We start from the raw sequence: 17,269 nt of genomic DNA, 5'->3' as shown, positions 1-17,269 counted from the left end.
CGCGCAGCGTCTGAAGCAGGCGACTGGTTGCGTGTGTGAACGCGGGTGCGTCATAATTGCTCACTCGGTTCATGGTGCGTAATGGCGGCTGACGGTGTTCATGCTTGGTGATTGGCGGGTGTCGGGATGACCACACCGTCGGGCTGGTCTGACCAGATTTCCGCCTGGATTTCCCTTTACGGACCTGCCGTGAAGGGGTTTTTCCTGCGCCGTTTGCGCCATCAGCCCGCTGAAGCGGATGACCTGATGCAGGAGGTGTTCCTGCGACTTCTCAAGCGCCGCTCTGACACGGTGATCGACAGGCCCGAGCAGTATATCTTCCAGACAGCCGCCAATGTACTGCGCGATTATCTGCGTCAGGGTCAGGTGCGCCGCCGCACTGAACATGACGAACTTGCCGATGAAATCGAGGATACGGGTTTTACGCCCGAGCGCGTCCTACTGGGCAGGGATCGGCTGAATCGGCTTTTGGCGGCGCTGGAAACACTGGACGAGCGCACCCGCGCCGTCTTCGTTTTGCACCATTTTGACGCTATGAAGCAGACAGAGGTCGCTCAACACTTGGGAATCTCCCTGTCGACCGTCGAAAAAAGCCTGGCGCGGGCCAATAAAGTTTTGATTGAACTAAAAGAAAAGGTTGGCGACTCATGACGCTGTCGCTGGCGCAACTGGAGGAACAGGCGGCGCGCGAAGCCGCCGAGTGGGACGTTCGCCTGAGCGGCGACGCGGTGTCGGACGAAACGTTCGACGCCTTTGACGCGTGGATGCAAGCGCATCCGGAGAACGCCCGGGCTTTCTCAGCGCTTCAGGTCGCACTCGCGGATCTTGATGCGGGCGCCGATACGGCGGCCGTGGACGCGCTGCGCGAGGATGCGCGCGCTGCGGGCGACGCGCCCCGGTCGCAGCTGTTCTCCCGTTTCCTTTCCGAGCCGCGCTGGCGCGCGGGCGCACTGGCCGCCGCCTTGCTGGTGATTGCTGCGCCGCTGTCTGTCTATGTCCTCAATCCGTCCGGGTCCGGGCCCGAGATGATCGACGTGGAGCCCCAAGTCTACGCCACGGTCGTGGGGGAAACCCGTCAGATCGTGCTGGAAGATGGTTCTGCGTTGACGCTCGACACCGGCTCCGCCGTGGATGTGCGCTTCGCGCCGCAACGCCGGGACCTGACCCTGAATGAGGGACGGGCGCATTTTGAAGTCGCCCATGACGCCAGCCGTCCCTTCGTCGTGGAGGCGCGAGACTATCAGGTTGTTGCGACCGGGACCGCGTTTGACGTCCGTCTGGATGAGGACCGGGTCACTGTAACCTTGCTGGAAGGCCAGGTCCGTATAGGGCGTCCGGACAGTCGGGTCGGCGATGTGGTGCTGCAGCCTGGCCAGCAATGGGTGGCGCGCGAGGGGCAGGCCGCGCTGGTGCGGACTGTGGACCTGACGGCGTCACGCAGCTGGCGGTCTGGCCGCATCCTGTTTGACGGCGCGACGCTGGGTGAAGCGGTTGCCGAGTTCAATCGCTATCTGGACGCGCCGATCACGCTTTCCAGCGCCGATATCGCAGATCTGACCGTGAGCGGGCAATTTGGCGCAACCGATGCGGAAGGCTTCCTCGAAGCGGTGGAGGCCTTGCACCATCTGCAGCGCGAGCCGCTGTCGAACGGTGGCGTTGTGCTGGCTCGTGCGTCTGCAAACGACGAAGGCTGAAGCCTTTAATTCCATGTATTCAGATAATTAGAAATATACGGACATTTTTTTAACAGTTCCGTTACGGGTTCCGCTCGCACCTGCCGTCCTACCCCTTGTTGATTGTTATAATAAGGGGATCATCAATCATGCTGGACCATTCCAGAAAGTTCCGTCCTGTGCTCCAGTCCGGAACGGCGCTCGCAGTGCTGCTGCTCGCCAGCCAGACAAGCGTCGCTGTGGCGCAAGAGGCGACGGGGGAGTCGCCGCAAGCCGTCTCCACGACCGATGTCATCATGGTCACCGCGCGTAAGCGTGAGGAAAGCCTGCTCGATACGCCGATCGCGATCAGCGCATTCTCCGGCGAAGAGCTGTCGGATATGGGCGCGCTCGAAATCTACGACTTCATCCAGCAGGCGCCGGGCGTCTCGATGAGCTCGGACGGCGCATTCCAGCAGCTCGCCATTCGCGGCATCGGGACCTCGCTGGGCGGCAACGCCAACGGTTATTATCTCGACAACGTGCCGTTCACCGGCGTGTCCGTGCCGTGGAATCCGAACGTCCAGCCGTTTGATGTGAACCGCGTGGAAGTGCTGCGCGGCCCGCAAGGCACGCTGTTCGGTGAAGGCTCGATGGGTGGCACCATCCGCATCATCACCAACACGCCTGACACCTCGACCTATGAAGGTCGTGTCGAGCTGTGGGGCCAGGCCACCGAAGGCGGTTCGATGAGCGACGGCATGCGCGGCATGGTCAACATCCCGCTCGTTGAAGACGTGATCGCCCTGCGCGTTGTCGGCATCGACGAACACCGCGCTGGCTGGGTGGACACCGATGGCGCCAACAACGTCAACGATATCGACGTTGAAACCTATCGCGCCCGTCTGCGCATTACGCCGAACGATCGCCTGACGATCGACGTGGCGGGCTGGTTCAATGACCAGGAAACCGGCGCGACGTCCTCGTCCACCGCGGACGGATATGCCTCCTCGCTGTCCTCCAACCATGACAGCTATGACCAGTATTCCTTCTCGGCCGAGTACGAGCTGGATCTGTTCACGATCCAGTACGCCTATGGCACCAACGAATTCCTGCGCTCTGCAGCGATCGATTACGGCGCACAAGGCACCTACGCCTATTCCATCGGCATGGACGTGGACACCCACGAGCTCGTGCTGAACGGCGATCTGGGCGATAATTTCGTCTGGACCGCAGGCTATTATTACCGTGACGCGGTGCGGACCGATATTTCTGACTGGCCCTTCGCCGGCATCGATACGGTCGGCCTGACCCAGTCCACCGCCCAGTCGGTGTTCGCCGAAGGCGAATATCAGTTCAACGAGCAATGGCGCTTCGCCGCCGGCGTGCGCTACTTCACCGAAGATCTGAGCGTGGACGAGCAGGGCTTCGGCTCCAGCGGCCCGATCGACTATCAGAACGACGACACCTTCGATGGCGTCAGCCCGCGTTTCATCCTGACCTATCAGCCGACTGACTACGCCATGTTCTACACCAGCGCGGCGCGCGGCTTCCGCGGCGGTCAGAACCAGCCGGCGGTGTCGGCCCAGATCGCCCAGATGCAGGGCCTGGACCTGCCGGCCTCGCTGCCGTCTGACTCCATCTGGACCTATGAGCTGGGCGGCAAGGTCGAGCTGTTTGATACGCGTCTGACCCTGGAAGGCGCGATCTATCACAGCGAATGGAGCGATCCGGCTCAGCGCTTCCAGCTCACCGATTCCCTGAACGGCCTGATGGCGGTTGAAGGCATTGATGTGAGCGGTCTGGAAGTGTCCGCGATCTTTGATGTGACCGAGTATCTGACGGCCAATGCCAGCCTGTCGCTGGTGGATGCGGAGTACACCTCCGACATTCCGGGCTCGAACATTTCTGCAGGCGATACGCCGGAAAACGTCTCGGACGTGACCGCCAGCGCTTCGCTGAACTACTTCCAGCCGGAATTCGCCTGGGGGTATGGCCTGTTTGGCCGTCTGGGCGTGTCTTACACGTCTGACCGCGGCAACCCGGCCTATGACACCTTCATCAACGGCGATGCTCTGACCATGGTCGACGGTCGTGTGGGTCTGGAAGGCGATCGCTACGGCATCTTCGTCTTCGCCGACAACATCACCAATGAAGACGGCGCGATCTCCTACATCAATGTGGGAACCGGCCAGGCCTCCCGTTACCGCCCGCGCTCCATCGGCGTGGAACTGCGGGGGAGCTTCTGATGCGCAAAACGGCTCTTGCACTCCTGACGGCCGCCCTATGCGTGCCGGCGGGTTTCGCCCTGAGCCTGCAGACGCCTGAGTCTGAAACGGTCGCCCCCTCAGGGGGCGACCAACCAGACGAGGCCTATCTGTGGCTTGAGGATATCGAAGGGGACGCTCCCCTGAACTGGGCCAGCAGCCAGTCTGACCAGACGGTCAGCACCCTGTCTGCAGACCCGCGCTTTGAAGCGATGGTGGAGCGGTTCTCCCAGTCCGGGCAGAGCGATCCGCTGTCGGGCGGGTTCTACCCCCATGATGGGCGCATCTACCGGATGTTCACGCCGTCGAGCGGCGGTCTTGGGCGGCTTGAAAGCATGTCCCAGGACGCGTTCCTGTCCGGTGGAGAAGACTGGACCGTGGCCTTTGACTTCGCCGAGCGTCTGGACACCGAGGACTATGTCCCGCACCCGTTCAGCAACTTCATGGGGTCGGGCCTCAATTGCGCTCCGACCGAGCCGGGCCGTTGCCTGATCCGCTTCTCCTATCAGGGCAGTGATGCGGGCATTGTCCGCGAGATTGATCTTGAAACCGGCGACTTCGTGCCCGGTGGTTTTGAAACCACCGACATTGCGCGGGTTTATGCCTACTGGATCGACATCGACACCCTGGCGGTGGTCGGTGGTCAGGAAGCGCCTGAGGATGTGTCCGGCGCCGGCTGGCCGGTGACGGTCGATGTGTGGAGCCGCGGCGCGGATCGGAATGCGGCGCGTGAAGTCTTCCCGCGCGATCCGGATACCATCCTGCTTTACACCGATGTCGTCGACATGCCTGAAGGCCGCGCCATCTGGGTCGGCAATGCGCACAGTTTTGACGATATTCGCTATAATCTCGTCTCGGCTGCGGGTGAGGTTGAAGCGGTCGCCACTCCGCCCCTGACCAGCTTCCCCTATCCGGCTCATGTGGCCGGACACATGGTGGGCCTGGTGGACCGGGATGTGGAGTTCGCCGGTGAAAGCATTGGCGCGGGTGAAGTCATCGCGCTGGACCTGACGAATGGCGGAACCCTGTCTCGGGTCTTTGATCCGGGTGCGCAGGGCACGGTCAGCGGCATCTCCAGCGGGGCGCATTGCGTCTACATGGAAGCGCTGCACAACGTACAGGGCCAGCTGATCAAGGCTTGCCCGGAAACCGATGGCGCCTGGTCGTTGATCGAGTATCAGCTGCCGCAATTCTCCAGTGTTGAAGTGCGCGGCGTCGCCGGTGATACGGCGCTGGTTGAGTATCAGAGCTATCTGACCCCGCCGACTTCAGCCCTTGTGGGCGAAGTGGGGCTTCAGGCGGCGGATCGCCCGGCCGAGACGGTGATGGATGCAGACGGGTTCGCCGTCCAGCAGTTCTGGGCGACGGCGGATGATGGCGTCGAGATCCCGTACTATCTCGTTGGTCCTGAAACGCTGGAGGGACCGTATCCGGTGATGATGCACGCCTATGGCGGTTTCGGCATCACCATGACCCCGGCCTATTTCAATCTGGGCGACAACTCGCTGATGGCGGCGCCCTGGCTGGAAGCTGGCGGCATCTATGTGGTTCCCGCCATTCGCGGCGGCGGCGCGTTCGGTCCCGACTGGCATGACCAGGCGGTGGCCCCGAACAATCAGCGCTCGTTTGATGACATGTACGCCGTGATCAATGATCTGATCGCGCGCGGCTACACCCGGGCGGGAGATGTCGGCTTCTATGGCGCCTCCAATGGCGGCTTGCTGGCGGCGACCCTGCTCACCCAGCGTCCGGACCTGTTCGGCGGCATCATCAGCGGCGTGCCGCTGACCGACATGATGCGGTTTGACCAGATGCTGTCAGGCCGGACCTGGGTGACCGAGTATGGTCGTCCGGAAGTGGAGAGCGAACGTGCGGCCCTGCTCGCATACTCACCCTTCCACAACATAGATGCGTCGGCGGACTACCCGCCTGCGCTGGTTTACACTTCGACGCGTGATGACCGGGTTCACCCGGCCCATGCCCGCAAGTTCGCCGCCCGGCTCGAAGACGCCGGTCAGCCGGTTCTCTACTACGAGAACCAGACCGGCGGACATGGCGGGGCATCGGATCTGCGCTCCAAGGCTCGCCTCGTGGCGATGCAGGGCGTGTTCCTGATGCAATCGATCATGGACGAAGACCGCTAGAGGTTCCGAGCCCCCGTTCCAGGCTCTAAAATCTCCAGGGTCTGGGGCAAGACGATCCGGCCTTCCTTCGGGAAGGCCGGATCAACCTTGAGCGGGGCGCGTCTCCCCGAGGGGGCGTGCAAACGGCTCTGACTGCTTGAGCAAGCTTTATTCAAGACCCGGAAGTGTAGGACAGTCACACGCTTGAGGCGCCGGCGTCGCCGGTGACAGAGAGGGCAGGAGGACGGGAGCGTCAGCCCATGTCGGGACAGGGGAGTCTCAGACCGCATGTTCACGGGCTGCTGGCGATTATCGCCAGCTGTCTGATGTCTGCGGCCTCTGCCTGGGCGAATGATGACAGCTCACCGTCCCGACCAATGAACGACGCCCTGTCGGCATTTGCTGAGCGAACCGGTGTCAGCATCCTCTTCTCGCCTCAAGACCTGGCGCATCTGACCGCCAACCCGATCCCGGACGGGCTTGCGCCCGAGGCTGCGCTCAGAGCGATTCTCGAAGGCACGGGCGCGGAGTACAGCCGGACTGAGTCCGGGGTGTTTGTGGTCTCCCTCACGACGTCTGATCCGCGGCCCCCGGCGACGCCCGTTGTTCGTCCCGTTCAGGATGGGCCTGTTCAGCCCCGGGACGAAGTGGACGTGATGGTGGTGACAGCGCGCCGACGGGTCGAGGATCTGCAGAATACGCCCGTTGCGGTCACGGCGTTCTCCCAATCTGAGATCGACCGGCTGACCGCGCTCGAGATCTCCGATTTCATCCAGTATTCCCCAGGCGTCTCGGTCAGCTCGGACACGGTCTTCCAGCAACTGGCCATTCGCGGCATCGGGACCTCGCTGGGCGGCAACGCCAACAGCTATTATCTCGACAATGTCCCCTTCTCCGGCGTGTCCGTGCCGTGGAACCCCAATGTCCAACCCTTTGATCTGGAACGGGTCGAGGTCTTGCGTGGACCTCAGGGCACGCTGTTTGGCGAGGGCTCGCTGGGCGGCACGGTGCGCATCATCACGCGCGCACCCGACCCTGAAACCTATGAAGGTCTGGGCGAAGTCTGGACCCAGGCCACCCAGGGCGGCTCGGTCAGTCATGGCGTGCGCGCCATGGCCAATATTCCGCTGGTGGACAATGTCGCCGCCTTGCGTCTGGTGGCGATGGACGATCATCGGGCCGGCTGGATCGATGCGGACGAGGCCAATAACGTCAATGATGTGGACTCTGTCACTTATCGCGCGCGCTTGCGCGTCACCCCGATCGAGGCGCTGACCGTTGATGTCGCGATCTGGTCCAACGATCGCACGAATGCGGCCAGCGCCAGCGCGGATGAAGACGGGCGCACCCGCACCAATGTGCCGGCCGAGCAGTCCTATGACCAGGTCTCCGCCGGGGTGGCGCTGGAGGTCGAAGGCCATGAGATCAGCTATAATTTTGGCCATAACGACTTTGCCTATGACCGTATTTCTTTTCTGTCCGACCAGCTCTACGACATTGATATCGGGCTGGAAGTGGAGACACACGAGCTTCTGGTAACGCGTCAGGCGCCGTCCCGCCTGAGCTGGACGGGCGGGTATTACTATCGCCGGGCGGTCCGGGACGAACATGTCCAGGCGCTGGCGCTGGGGCTGGATACCGATGATCATCTGATCCGTCATGAGCACGCCCTGTTCGCCGATTTCGACTATCAGCTGACCCGGACCTTCAGCCTGGCGGCGGGGCTGCGCTATTTCACGTCAAGCTATGTCTATGAAGGGGAGGACAGCGTTCAGGGCCTGTCCGGTCAGAACCGGATCGAGGATCGCAATTCTCTGGTGCTGCCGCGGTTCATCCTGAGCTATGAGCCGCGCGACAACGCCCTCTTTTACGCCAGTATTGCGCGGGGCGGACGCGGCGGGCAGTCCCAGCCGCTGTCCTCGCTTCTGGTGGCGCAATCTCTGGGTCTTGATCTGCCTGAAACGCTGGAGCCCGATAGCCTCTGGTCCGGTGAGCTGGGCGCCAAACTGTCCCTGTTCTCGGGGCGCACCCAGCTTCAGGGGGCGGTGTACGCCAGCCAGTGGACGGATCCGGCGAGCCGGTTTGAACTCACCGATACGCTCAGCGGGCTGGCCAGCGCGGATTCGATTGTCTCGCGCGGCGTGGAAGTCTCTCTGGGTCAAAGCCTCAGCCAGACCGTGACCGCCAATCTCGGCGTGTCCTATATCAATGCCGAGTATGAGAGCGACGTACCCGGTTCGCCCATCGTGGCGGGCAGCGCGCCGGAAATGGTGCCTGAATGGACCGCGAGCGCGTCGCTGGATTACATCCGGCCGATCTCGAGCGATCATGCGATCTCGGCGCGGCTCGATATGAATTTCACGTCCAGCCGGACCAATCCGGCCTATACGATCTATGCGCCAAGCGACGAGATTTTGCTGGTGAACGGACGGTTCGGGATCGAGAGCGACCGCTTTGCGCTTACGGTCTTTGCGCGCAATCTCGGCAATGAGGACGGGGCGCTCTACACGGTGGCCGCTGTAACGGGCGAGGCGTCGCGCCCCCGTCCCAGATCAATCGGCATCGAGCTTCAGGGCCGGTTCTAGAGCGGGCGAGCTCAGGTTCCGGACGAGACGAACAGGTCGTGCTTTTGCATGATCCGCGTGAACCGCTCCGAGGTCAGATGCCCGTTGAGCCAGCGTTGCAGGTTTGGCCAGGGCTGGGCGTCAAACCAGTCGCGATCAGTGTTGGCGAACTGACGCACAAAAGGGAACACCGCGATATCGGCGAGGCAGGGGGCGTCGCCGAGGAGTTGGTCCGTCCTGCTGAGGCGGTCTTCCAGGGCGTTCAGATGGTCGCTGGCGGCGTCGCGGTGGTCGTCCGCCACAGCCCCGTCATAACGCGTGTCATACTTGTAGCGATCCAGATGATGCTTGAACGGACCGTCATTGGCGGCGATCAGCGCCTCCATCTCCGCCTGCTCCCCCGAGGGGGGCGACAGCCAGTTTTCGGGATCGTTCTGTTCCAGCGCCCAGAGCATGACATCAAGGCTTTCCTCGATCACGCGCCCGTCCGGCAGCACGACCACGGGCACCGTGCCCTTGGGCGAAGCGGCCAGCATCTCGGCAGGCTTGTCCTTGAGAAGGATTTCGCGGTGCTCGATGTCCAGGCCCGAGGCGTCCAGCGCCATGCGGCCGCGCATCGCATAGGGGCAACGGCGGAAGGAATAGAGGATGGGCTTGGGCTCAGTCATCCGGTCGGGTCTGCGTGTCGAGCACCGCACCCAGATGGCGTTCCCCGCGTTGTGCGGCGGCGGCTTCCTGACGCTGGCGTTCGGCATAGCGCTGGCGTTGTTCTTCGGTGCGCGCCTCATGGCAGTGCGGGCAGCTGACGCCGGGGGTGAAGAACTCCGATTTGAGGTCTTCCGGGCCCAGCGGCTCGCGGCAGGCATGGCAGGTCGTGTAATCGCCTTCCTTCAGGCCGTGACCCACAGCGACGCGCCGGTCAAAGACGAAGCACTCGCCTTCCCACAGGCTCTCTTCCTCGGGCACGGTCTCGAGATATTTCAGGATGCCGCCCTTGAGGTGGTAGACCTCATCAAGGCCTTCAGCGAGGGCGAAGGCGGTCGATTTCTCGCAGCGAATACCGCCGGTGCAATACATGGCGATACGGGCATTGGGCCGGGTCTCGCGGAACTTGCGAAACCAGTCCGGAAACTCACGGAAGCTCGTGGTTTCAGGATCGACCGCGCCCTTGAACTGGCCGATGCGCACTTCATAGGCGTTACGCGTATCGATGGTGACGACGTCCGGCGCGCTGATCAGATCATTCCAGTCTTTAGGCTCCACATAGGAGCCCACGGCGCGGGTCGGATCCACGCCTTCCACTCCAAGGGTCACGATCTCCTTCTTGAGTCGCACTTTCATGCGCAGGAAGGGCTGCTCGCTGGCGAAGGAATCCTTGTGCTCGATATCGGCGCAACCGGGCAGGGCGCGGATCACATTCAGCACGGCCTCGATGCCGTCCGGCGAGCCTGCAATCGTGCCGTTGATGCCTTCGCGGGCGATCAGCAGCGTTCCCATGACGCCGTGCGCGTGACAGGCGCTTAGCAAATGGTCCTGCAGCGCCTTGTCGGCTAGCAGCGGTGTGAATTTGTAAAGGGCGGCGACGCGGAACTGGCTCATGGCGCTGTTATGCCAAAAATGGGGGGTGAGGGGTACCGGGGTTCGCAGAGCGGTGGTCAAAGCTCAGAGTTCGAAATATCTTGTTGAAGATGCGCGCTCCTCATCATTTCAATACGAATGAAGAATGTGGCGCGCGCCGGGCAAGGAGCAGCGTTCCGGAAACGCTTTTCAGGTGTTGTTTTTCAACAACATTTTCCAATATCACCCTGTAATAAAACTGTTAATCTGAGTTGGGTCTGCTCTGTGGGCCCGATTTTGTGCGCCGCAAAAGCTTTGTGGCGAAAGCATGGCTGGTCAGTGCGGAATGCTTTGTTTACATCGGAGCAATCATAAACAATCGGAGCGCTTAAAGATGGGTCTCAAGAACCGGGTTCTCGCCAGCACCATGTTGTCCGCGGCCATGGGTGTGGCCATGAGCGGCGCCGCAATGGCGCAGGTGGATCGTATTGTCGTCACCGCCACCAAGACCGAACAGGATTCCCAGGACATTCCTGTCGCCGTTTCCGCGATTGGCGCAAATGATCTTGAAGAACTCGATGTGGACGTGTTCGCGGACTATCTGGTCCAGCTTCCCGGCGTGACCGCCGGCGGCAGCGGGCCGGGCCAGAACACCATCTATATCCGCGGCATCGCCTCCACCACGCCGAACATGACCACGGCGGGCGTTGCGGGCCTCGCTCCGAACGTGGCCTTCTATCTTGATGAGCAGCCGCTGGCGCAGCCGGGTCGTAATCTGGATGTCTATGCGGTTGACCTTGAGCGCGTGGAAGTGCTGCCCGGGCCGCAAGGCACCCTGTTTGGCGCGTCTTCGCAGGCCGGCACCGTGCGCATGATCACCAACAAGCCGGCCATCGGCCTTTATGAAGCGGCGGCCAATTTCGGCCTGTCCTTCACCGAAGGCGGCGAAGCCAGCTACAAGACCGACGCCATGGTCAACCTGCCAGTGGGCGAGAATTTCGCGCTGCGTCTGGTGGGCTTCTGGGATCAGCAGGGCGGTTATATCGATAACGTCCAGGGCACGGTGAACACGTCTGAATCCGCGCGCTTCCGCCCTGAAGGCACGGTGCGCGCCAATGGCGTGCCGGTCAGCGCGCGTCGCGCAGGCTTCCAGGCTGGCGCCGACCTGTCCGCCGTCACCTTTATCGATGCGGATAACGCCGCGCTGGTCGAGGATGACTTCAACGACACCACCTATTCGGGCTTCCGCATTTCGGGTCGCTACGAGTTCAATGATGACTGGCGGCTGACCGTTTCGGCGATGAGCCAGCAGCTCGATTCTGATGGCGTGTTCTTCCAGGATCCGGATCTGGATGACTATGAAGTCTCGCGTTATTCCGACGAGACGCTGCAGGATGACTTCGTCAACGCCGCCTGGACGCTGGAAGGCCGGGTCGCGATGCTGGACGTGGTCTATACCGGTGCGTTCACCGATCGTGATACCGACCAGATCATCGACTACACCGAGTACATGTTCGTGGGTCAGTACTTCCCGTACTACACTTGCGAAGGCTCTGTGACCTATCCGGGCGCCGCCGCCCCGTCGGGCACTTGCTACAGCCCGCAATCGCTGGTGGATTCCACCACCAACACTCAGGTCGAGAGCCACGAGCTGCGCTTCAACACGCCGCAATCAGAACGTCTGCGCGTGACGGCGGGTGGTTTCTACTCCCACACCGAAGTCGAGGAACGCAACGACTTCACCTATTACGGCATGATCGATGCGGACCCGTTCGGTCCGTTCGCGCCGAACTTCCCGTTCACCACGGGTTTCACCTCTGATCCGGGGCCGTTCCCTGAAGGCGTGATCTTCCGCAATGACGTCAAGCGCACCGACGAGCAGATGGGTCTGTTCGGCGAGGTGAGCTATGATCTCGTGCCGGGCGTGTTCGCTGTCACCGCTGGCGCGCGGTACTACGACATCGAAGTGGATCTCGCGGGCAGCGCCAACGCGTCCTTCTGTAACTCGGGCGGGACCGACGCGAACGCGTTCGGCACCGACATCTCCGATCTTTACAATGGCGATGGCGAGTACACCTTCCGCGGCACCTGCGACACCAGCCGCCACATCACCTATAACGACACCCAGTCCATCGCCGACATCATGGCGATCGATCCGCTGCTCAGCCAGTCGCAGGCCCAGCAGATCTTCAACGCCGCGCGGGCTCCCGATGTGGCTGCAACCGACGGCGCCATCTTCAAGTTCACCGGAACCTGGACCCCGGCTGCAGGCGTTCTGCTGTACGCCACGTATTCGGAAGGTTTCCGTCCGGGTCTGCTGAACCGTCCGGGCGGCGCGCCGGGACCGAATGGCTATACCGTGCCGTTCGCGATCGATTCCGATGAGCTGACCAATTACGAGCTGGGCTGGAAACTCGACCTCTTTGAAGATCAGCTGCGCTTTAACGGCAATGCCTTCTTCGTGGAGATCGAGGACCTGCAGACGACGATCTTCGATCCGTCGATCGTGAACCTGTTCTTCTCTGATAACGCCGCAGACGCCGAGATCATGGGCATTGAGGGTGATGTCACCTGGGCGCCGGCGGATGTGCCGGGGCTGACAGTGTCGGGCGCCTTCTCCATGCTCGATTCCGAGATCACCGAAGTGCTGACCCCGACCGACGATGTGGTCGTGGGGGAAGAGCTGGCCTATGCGCCGAGCCTGCAGCTCAATGCGCGTGCGCGTTATGAATGGCAGCTGCAGAACGCCTGGACCGCTCACGTTCAGGGTCAGGTGATCTATTCCAGCGACAGCCGGTCCGACATCATCGAGATCAACGCGATCGACGTGGACAGCTACGCCACGCTGGGCCTGCGTACGGGTCTGACGTCGGACAACTGGAGCGCGGAGTTCTACGTGGACAATGTGACTAACGAGAACGCCGAGCTGGCCAACAACTTCGTCAACGATCGCGAGCGCGTCACCGTGATGCGCCCGCGCACCTACGGAATTCGCTTCGGCATTTCCTACTAGGTTGAAACACCCGGCCTGATGCACAGGCCGGGTGTTCTCACGGTCTCGGCGCTCCATTTCACATGGAGCGCCGGTTCGTGTTTTATGGAGACGTGATGTCCGCTGACGAAATCCAGACTGAGGCCCTCCGCACGGTGGAGACGCATATGCGCACGGGCGCTTTTGACAGGGCGCTTTCAGTTCTCGAGCCGGTCCTGAACACCGACCCGGATCTGGTGGATGCGCTCTACATGCGTGCAGTCTGTCAGCGTTACCTCAAGGATACTCAGGCGGCCCGCAGCACGCTGGACCATCTACTGCGCATCGCGCCGGAGTTCGGACGCGCATTGCAGGAAGACGCGCACCTGTTCCGTGATCAGGGCGAGACGGGGCGAGCGCTTGAAAGCTATCGCGCCGCTGTCCGCGCCAATCCGGCGCTTCACGCCGCCTGGAGCGCGCAAGCCCGGATCCTCGCCGCTCAGGGGCGGACCGAGGACGCCCGTATGGCCGATCTGCAGGCCGCGCAGATCAAGGCGCTGCCGCCCGCCTTGCAGGCCGCCATGCATCATCTGCATGAAAACCGTCTTCTGAAGGCGGAGAATCTGTGTCGGTCCTGGCTGACCCAGCATCCCAAGGACGTTGCCGGCATGCGACTTCTCGCCGAGATCGGCTCGCGCCTGGGCGTGCTGGAAGACGCCGAATTCCTGCTCGAGAGCGCCGTGACCTTCGAGCCCGACAATGCCGATTTGCGCGTGGATTATATCCGCGTTCTCAGAAAGCGTCAGAAGTTCGAGAAAGCCCTCGAAGAGGCGCAGGCGCTTTACGATCGTGATCCGAAGAACCCGGTCTTCATCTCCCAGCTTGCCATCGAGCGCATGCAGACCGGCGACTATGAACGCGCGGTCGAACTGTTCGATCAGGTGCTGGAACGCGCGCCGGGTGACCCGGCGACGCTGACTTCGCGCGGCCATGCGCTGAAAACCTGGGGGCGGTCCGAAGACGCCATCGCTTCCTACCAGGCCGCCTGTGAAACCGATCCGGCCCATGGCGACGCCTGGTACGGGCTGGCGAACCTGAAAACCTACCGCTTCAGCGCCGATGAGCGCGCGGTGATGCAGGCCGAGGACGCGCGTCCGGGACAGCCGCTACAGACCCGGATCAATCTCAATTTCGCGCTGGGCAAGGCGTTCGAGGACGAGGGCGATTTCGCCTCTGCCTTCGAGCATTACCGGTCCGGCAATGCGCTGAAGACCCGTCAGACGCGTTATACGACCGACCAGATCGAGCGCGAGTTCGAGGCGCAGAAAATATACTGCACGCCCGAACTGTTCACGCCGTCTGCGCCCAAGGGCGACCCGTCGCCTGACCCTATCTTCATTGTCGGACTGCCGCGTGCGGGCTCGACCCTGCTCGAGCAGATTCTCGCCTCCCACTCCCAGGTGGACGGCACGCTGGAGCTGCCCAATATTATCTCGATCAGCCATTCCCTGCGCGGGCGTCAGCGCGCCAGCGACAAGACGCGCTATCCGCGCATCCTGTCAGAGCTCGATGGCGAGGCACTCGCAAAGCTGGGCCGGCGCTATCTGGAAGAAACGGCGATCCATAGAAAGGGCGCGCCCTTCTTCACCGACAAGATGCCGAACAATTTTCGGCATATCGGGCTGATCAAGGCCATTCTGCCCAATGCGAAGATCATTGATGCGCGCCGTCATCCGATGGCGTGCTGCGTGTCGGGCTTCAAACAGCTCTTTGCCGAAGGCCAGGAGTTCACCTACGGGCTGGAAGAGATCGGCGCCTATTATCGCGGCTATGTCGATCTGATGGATCATTGGGACGCCGTCATGCCCGGCCAGATCCTGCGTGTGATTCACGAAGATGTGGTGGCGGATCTGGAAACCCAGGTGCGGCGCATTCTCGACTATTGCGGCCTGCCCTTCGAAGCGGCCTGCGTCGAGTTTCACAAGACCCGGCGCGAAGTGCGCACCGCCAGTTCCGAACAGGTGCGCCAGCCCATCAACACCAGGGGGCTTGAGCAATGGAAGGCGTATGACGCCTGGCTCGACCCGCTGCGCGACGCCCTCGGCCCTGTGAGGGACGACTGGCGCCGGGACGCCCCGCTCGACATTGCCGCCTGCTCATAACGAGAGGACCACCGCATGAAGAAGTTTGAACCCGCCGTCTTCATACCGGCCGCTGTCCTGATATTCGCCGGGGTGGCCTATGCGGTTCTGGCGGGAGACTCAGCTGAAGCCCTGTTCGTGGACCTGCGCATGATGATCACCGAGAAGGCCGGCTGGGTCTATTCGGTGGGCGTGGGGGTGTTTCTGGTCGCCTCGGTCTTTGTGGCGCTGTCAGACTGGGGGCAGATCAAGCTGGGACCGGACGATTCCGAGCCCGAATACGGCTTTCTGGGCTGGTTCGCCATGCTGTTCTCGGCGGGCATGGGCATCGGCCTGATGTTCTTTGCGGTGGCTGAACCGCTGACCCATTATATCGCCGCGCCGCTGGGGGATCCCGAGACGGTCGAGGCCGCCGAGCAGGCGATGGTTCTGACCTTCTTCCACTGGGGCATTCATGCGTGGGCGGTCTATGCGATCGTGGGCCTGAGCCTCGCGTATTTCGCTTTCCGTCATAACCTGCCCCTGACGATCCGGTCGGCGCTCTATCCGCTGATCGGGGACCGTATTTACGGCCCGATCGGTCATGCCGTGGACGTGGTGGCGATCCTTGGGACCCTGTTCGGCGTCGCGACCTCGCTGGGCTATGGCGTGAACCAGATCAATGCCGGGCTGAACACGCTCTTCGGCCTGCCCATCTCGCCCGGCGTTCAGGTGGTGCTGATCGGCCTGATCACGGCGCTTGCGACGACCTCCGTGCTCGCCGGGCTCGATGCCGGCATCAAGCGTTTGAGCGAATGGAATCTGTTCCTCGCCATCGCCCTGATGCTGTTTGTCTTCATCGCAGGACCCACGCTGTTCCTGATCGGGGCCTATGTTCAGAATATCGGTGATTATATCGACCAGCTGGCGGTGCTGACCTTCAATGTGGACGCGTATGGCGATGGCGTCTGGGTCAATGACTGGACGCTGTTCTACTGGGGCTGGTGGATTTCCTGGTCGCCGTTCGTGGGCATGTTCATCGCGCGTATCTCGCGTGGCCGGACCATTCGTGAGTTCATCTTCGGCGTCCTGTTCGGCCCGACCCTGTTCACCTTCCTGTGGATGACGATCTACGGCAATTCCGCGCTCCTGCAGGCGGTGAACGGCATGGCCGACCCGATCCTGCAGCTGGTTCGGGACGGGAATACGCCGCTCGTTCTGTTCGCCTTCCTCGACACCCTGCCGTTCAGCGCCGTCACATCGGTGCTGGCGATCATTCTGGTGACGACCTTCTTTGTGACGTCTTCGGATTCGGGCTCTCTGGTGAAGGCGACTTTGGCCTCTGGCGGCTCGCTGACCCCGCCGCTCTGGCAGCGCTTCTTCTGGGCGGTGCTCGAAGGCGTCGTTGCGGCGGTGCTGCTGCTCACGGGCGGTCTCGCCGCGCTGCAATCGGCGACGATCGCCGCTGCGCTGCCCTTCACGCTGGTGATCTTCCTGGCGTTTGTGGGCCTGATGCGCGCCTGGTCCATGGAGACCGCGCGTCGGGCGGGCGCAAAGTCCGCACCGCAATTGCCCGTGGAAGGCGCTGCCGTGCCCTGGCGCACGCGGCTCAAGCTGATGTTCTCAACGCCCAAGCCTGAGGACGTGCGCGCCTGGATGAAGGACTGCGTTGAGCCGGCCTTTCAGGACATCGTGCCGGAAATGGAAAGCCAGGGCCTGAGCGCCCGCATTGAGAGCGCGGAGGAGGAAGACCGCATCTGGCTCACGATTGAACATGGCGAGCAGCCCGACTTCGTCTATGGCGTCGAGCTCAAGAGCTATGACGAGACGGCGGTGCCGGGCTCGAGCGTCAGCCAGCAAAACTCACGCGGTGAAGTGTTCCTGGCCGAAGGCGGTCAGCACTATTGCATCTACGGCTATTCCAAGACGCAGATCATCCGCGATGTGATCCGCCACTATGAGCGTCACCGCCAGTGGATCCACCATCTGGTGAATGTGAACTAGCGCAAGAGAGG

Annotated in this window: 10 protein-coding genes; 8 read left to right on the top strand and 2 right to left on the bottom strand. The window is 62.3% G+C overall.

What is annotated here, in order from left to right:
- Positions 1-126 precede the first annotated feature (126 nt).
- The 5 genes from ACFELO_RS13295 (at position 127) to ACFELO_RS13275 (ending at position 8,627) form a co-directional block, all read left to right on the top strand.
- Positions 127-651, top strand: coding sequence for an RNA polymerase sigma factor (locus tag ACFELO_RS13295; RefSeq protein WP_440958253.1), 525 nt, complete (start codon positions 127-129; stop codon positions 649-651).
- A complete protein-coding gene (locus ACFELO_RS13290) occupies positions 648-1,694 on the top strand; it encodes a FecR family protein (RefSeq protein ID WP_440958252.1) in 1,047 nt (348 codons plus the stop codon). The genes ACFELO_RS13295 and ACFELO_RS13290 overlap by 4 nt, the downstream gene beginning before the upstream one ends.
- A 128-nt stretch (positions 1,695-1,822) precedes the next feature.
- Positions 1,823-3,901: a TonB-dependent receptor gene (locus ACFELO_RS13285; protein ID WP_440958251.1), complete on the top strand. Its 2,079-nt coding sequence runs from the start codon at positions 1,823-1,825 to the stop codon at positions 3,899-3,901.
- Positions 3,901-6,063 (top strand): prolyl oligopeptidase family serine peptidase, encoded by a 2,163-nt coding sequence (locus ACFELO_RS13280; protein WP_440958250.1) that lies wholly within the window; start codon positions 3,901-3,903, stop codon positions 6,061-6,063. The genes ACFELO_RS13285 and ACFELO_RS13280 overlap by 1 nt, the downstream gene beginning before the upstream one ends.
- 239 nt (positions 6,064-6,302) lie before the next feature.
- Positions 6,303-8,627, top strand: a complete 2,325-nt coding sequence (locus tag ACFELO_RS13275; protein ID WP_440958249.1) for a TonB-dependent receptor domain-containing protein — start codon at positions 6,303-6,305, stop codon at positions 8,625-8,627.
- An 11-nt stretch (positions 8,628-8,638) separates the two neighbouring features.
- Here the strand turns inward: ACFELO_RS13275 and ACFELO_RS13270 are convergent, their stop codons facing one another.
- Both ACFELO_RS13270 and trhO read right to left on the bottom strand, forming a co-directional pair.
- Complete coding sequence (locus ACFELO_RS13270; RefSeq protein ID WP_440958248.1) at positions 8,639-9,274, bottom strand: glutathione S-transferase; 636 nt, start codon at positions 9,272-9,274, stop codon at positions 8,639-8,641.
- The gene (gene trhO, locus ACFELO_RS13265) at positions 9,267-10,205 is read right to left on the bottom strand and encodes an oxygen-dependent tRNA uridine(34) hydroxylase TrhO (RefSeq protein WP_440958247.1); all 939 of its coding nucleotides are present in this window, start codon (positions 10,203-10,205) and stop codon (positions 9,267-9,269) included. The genes ACFELO_RS13270 and trhO overlap by 8 nt, the downstream gene beginning before the upstream one ends.
- A 352-nt stretch (positions 10,206-10,557) precedes the next feature.
- On the opposite strand from trhO, the gene ACFELO_RS13260 reads away from it, so the two are divergent.
- The 3 genes from ACFELO_RS13260 (at position 10,558) to ACFELO_RS13250 (ending at position 17,258) form a co-directional block, all read left to right on the top strand.
- Complete coding sequence (locus tag ACFELO_RS13260) at positions 10,558-13,176, top strand: TonB-dependent receptor (protein ID WP_440958246.1); 2,619 nt, start codon at positions 10,558-10,560, stop codon at positions 13,174-13,176.
- A 95-nt stretch (positions 13,177-13,271) separates the two neighbouring features.
- Positions 13,272-15,296 (top strand): tetratricopeptide repeat-containing sulfotransferase family protein, encoded by a 2,025-nt coding sequence (locus tag ACFELO_RS13255; protein ID WP_440958245.1) that lies wholly within the window; start codon positions 13,272-13,274, stop codon positions 15,294-15,296.
- 15 nt (positions 15,297-15,311) lie between these two features.
- The gene (locus ACFELO_RS13250; protein ID WP_440958244.1) at positions 15,312-17,258 is read left to right on the top strand and encodes a BCCT family transporter; all 1,947 of its coding nucleotides are present in this window, start codon (positions 15,312-15,314) and stop codon (positions 17,256-17,258) included.
- Positions 17,259-17,269: the final 11 nt, after the last annotated feature.

The organism is Oceanicaulis sp. LC35, assembly GCF_052055585.1.
Lineage (GTDB): Bacteria > Pseudomonadota > Alphaproteobacteria > Caulobacterales > Maricaulaceae > Oceanicaulis.
This window is presented reverse-complemented; position numbering and strand designations above follow the sequence as displayed.

Coding starts and splice junctions, on each gene's coding strand:
- ACFELO_RS13285 (WP_440958251.1), top strand. CDS start 1,823: ATGCTGGACCATTCCAGAAAGTTCCGTCCTGTGCTCCAGTCCGGAACG.
- ACFELO_RS13295 (WP_440958253.1), top strand. CDS start 127: ATGACCACACCGTCGGGCTGGTCTGACCAGATTTCCGCCTGGATTTCC.
- ACFELO_RS13280 (WP_440958250.1), top strand. CDS start 3,901: ATGCGCAAAACGGCTCTTGCACTCCTGACGGCCGCCCTATGCGTGCCG.
- ACFELO_RS13250 (WP_440958244.1), top strand. CDS start 15,312: ATGAAGAAGTTTGAACCCGCCGTCTTCATACCGGCCGCTGTCCTGATA.
- ACFELO_RS13275 (WP_440958249.1), top strand. CDS start 6,303: ATGTCGGGACAGGGGAGTCTCAGACCGCATGTTCACGGGCTGCTGGCG.
- ACFELO_RS13255 (WP_440958245.1), top strand. CDS start 13,272: ATGTCCGCTGACGAAATCCAGACTGAGGCCCTCCGCACGGTGGAGACG.
- ACFELO_RS13270 (WP_440958248.1), bottom strand. CDS start 9,274: ATGACTGAGCCCAAGCCCATCCTCTATTCCTTCCGCCGTTGCCCCTAT.
- ACFELO_RS13260 (WP_440958246.1), top strand. CDS start 10,558: ATGGGTCTCAAGAACCGGGTTCTCGCCAGCACCATGTTGTCCGCGGCC.
- ACFELO_RS13290 (WP_440958252.1), top strand. CDS start 648: ATGACGCTGTCGCTGGCGCAACTGGAGGAACAGGCGGCGCGCGAAGCC.
- trhO (WP_440958247.1), bottom strand. CDS start 10,205: ATGAGCCAGTTCCGCGTCGCCGCCCTTTACAAATTCACACCGCTGCTA.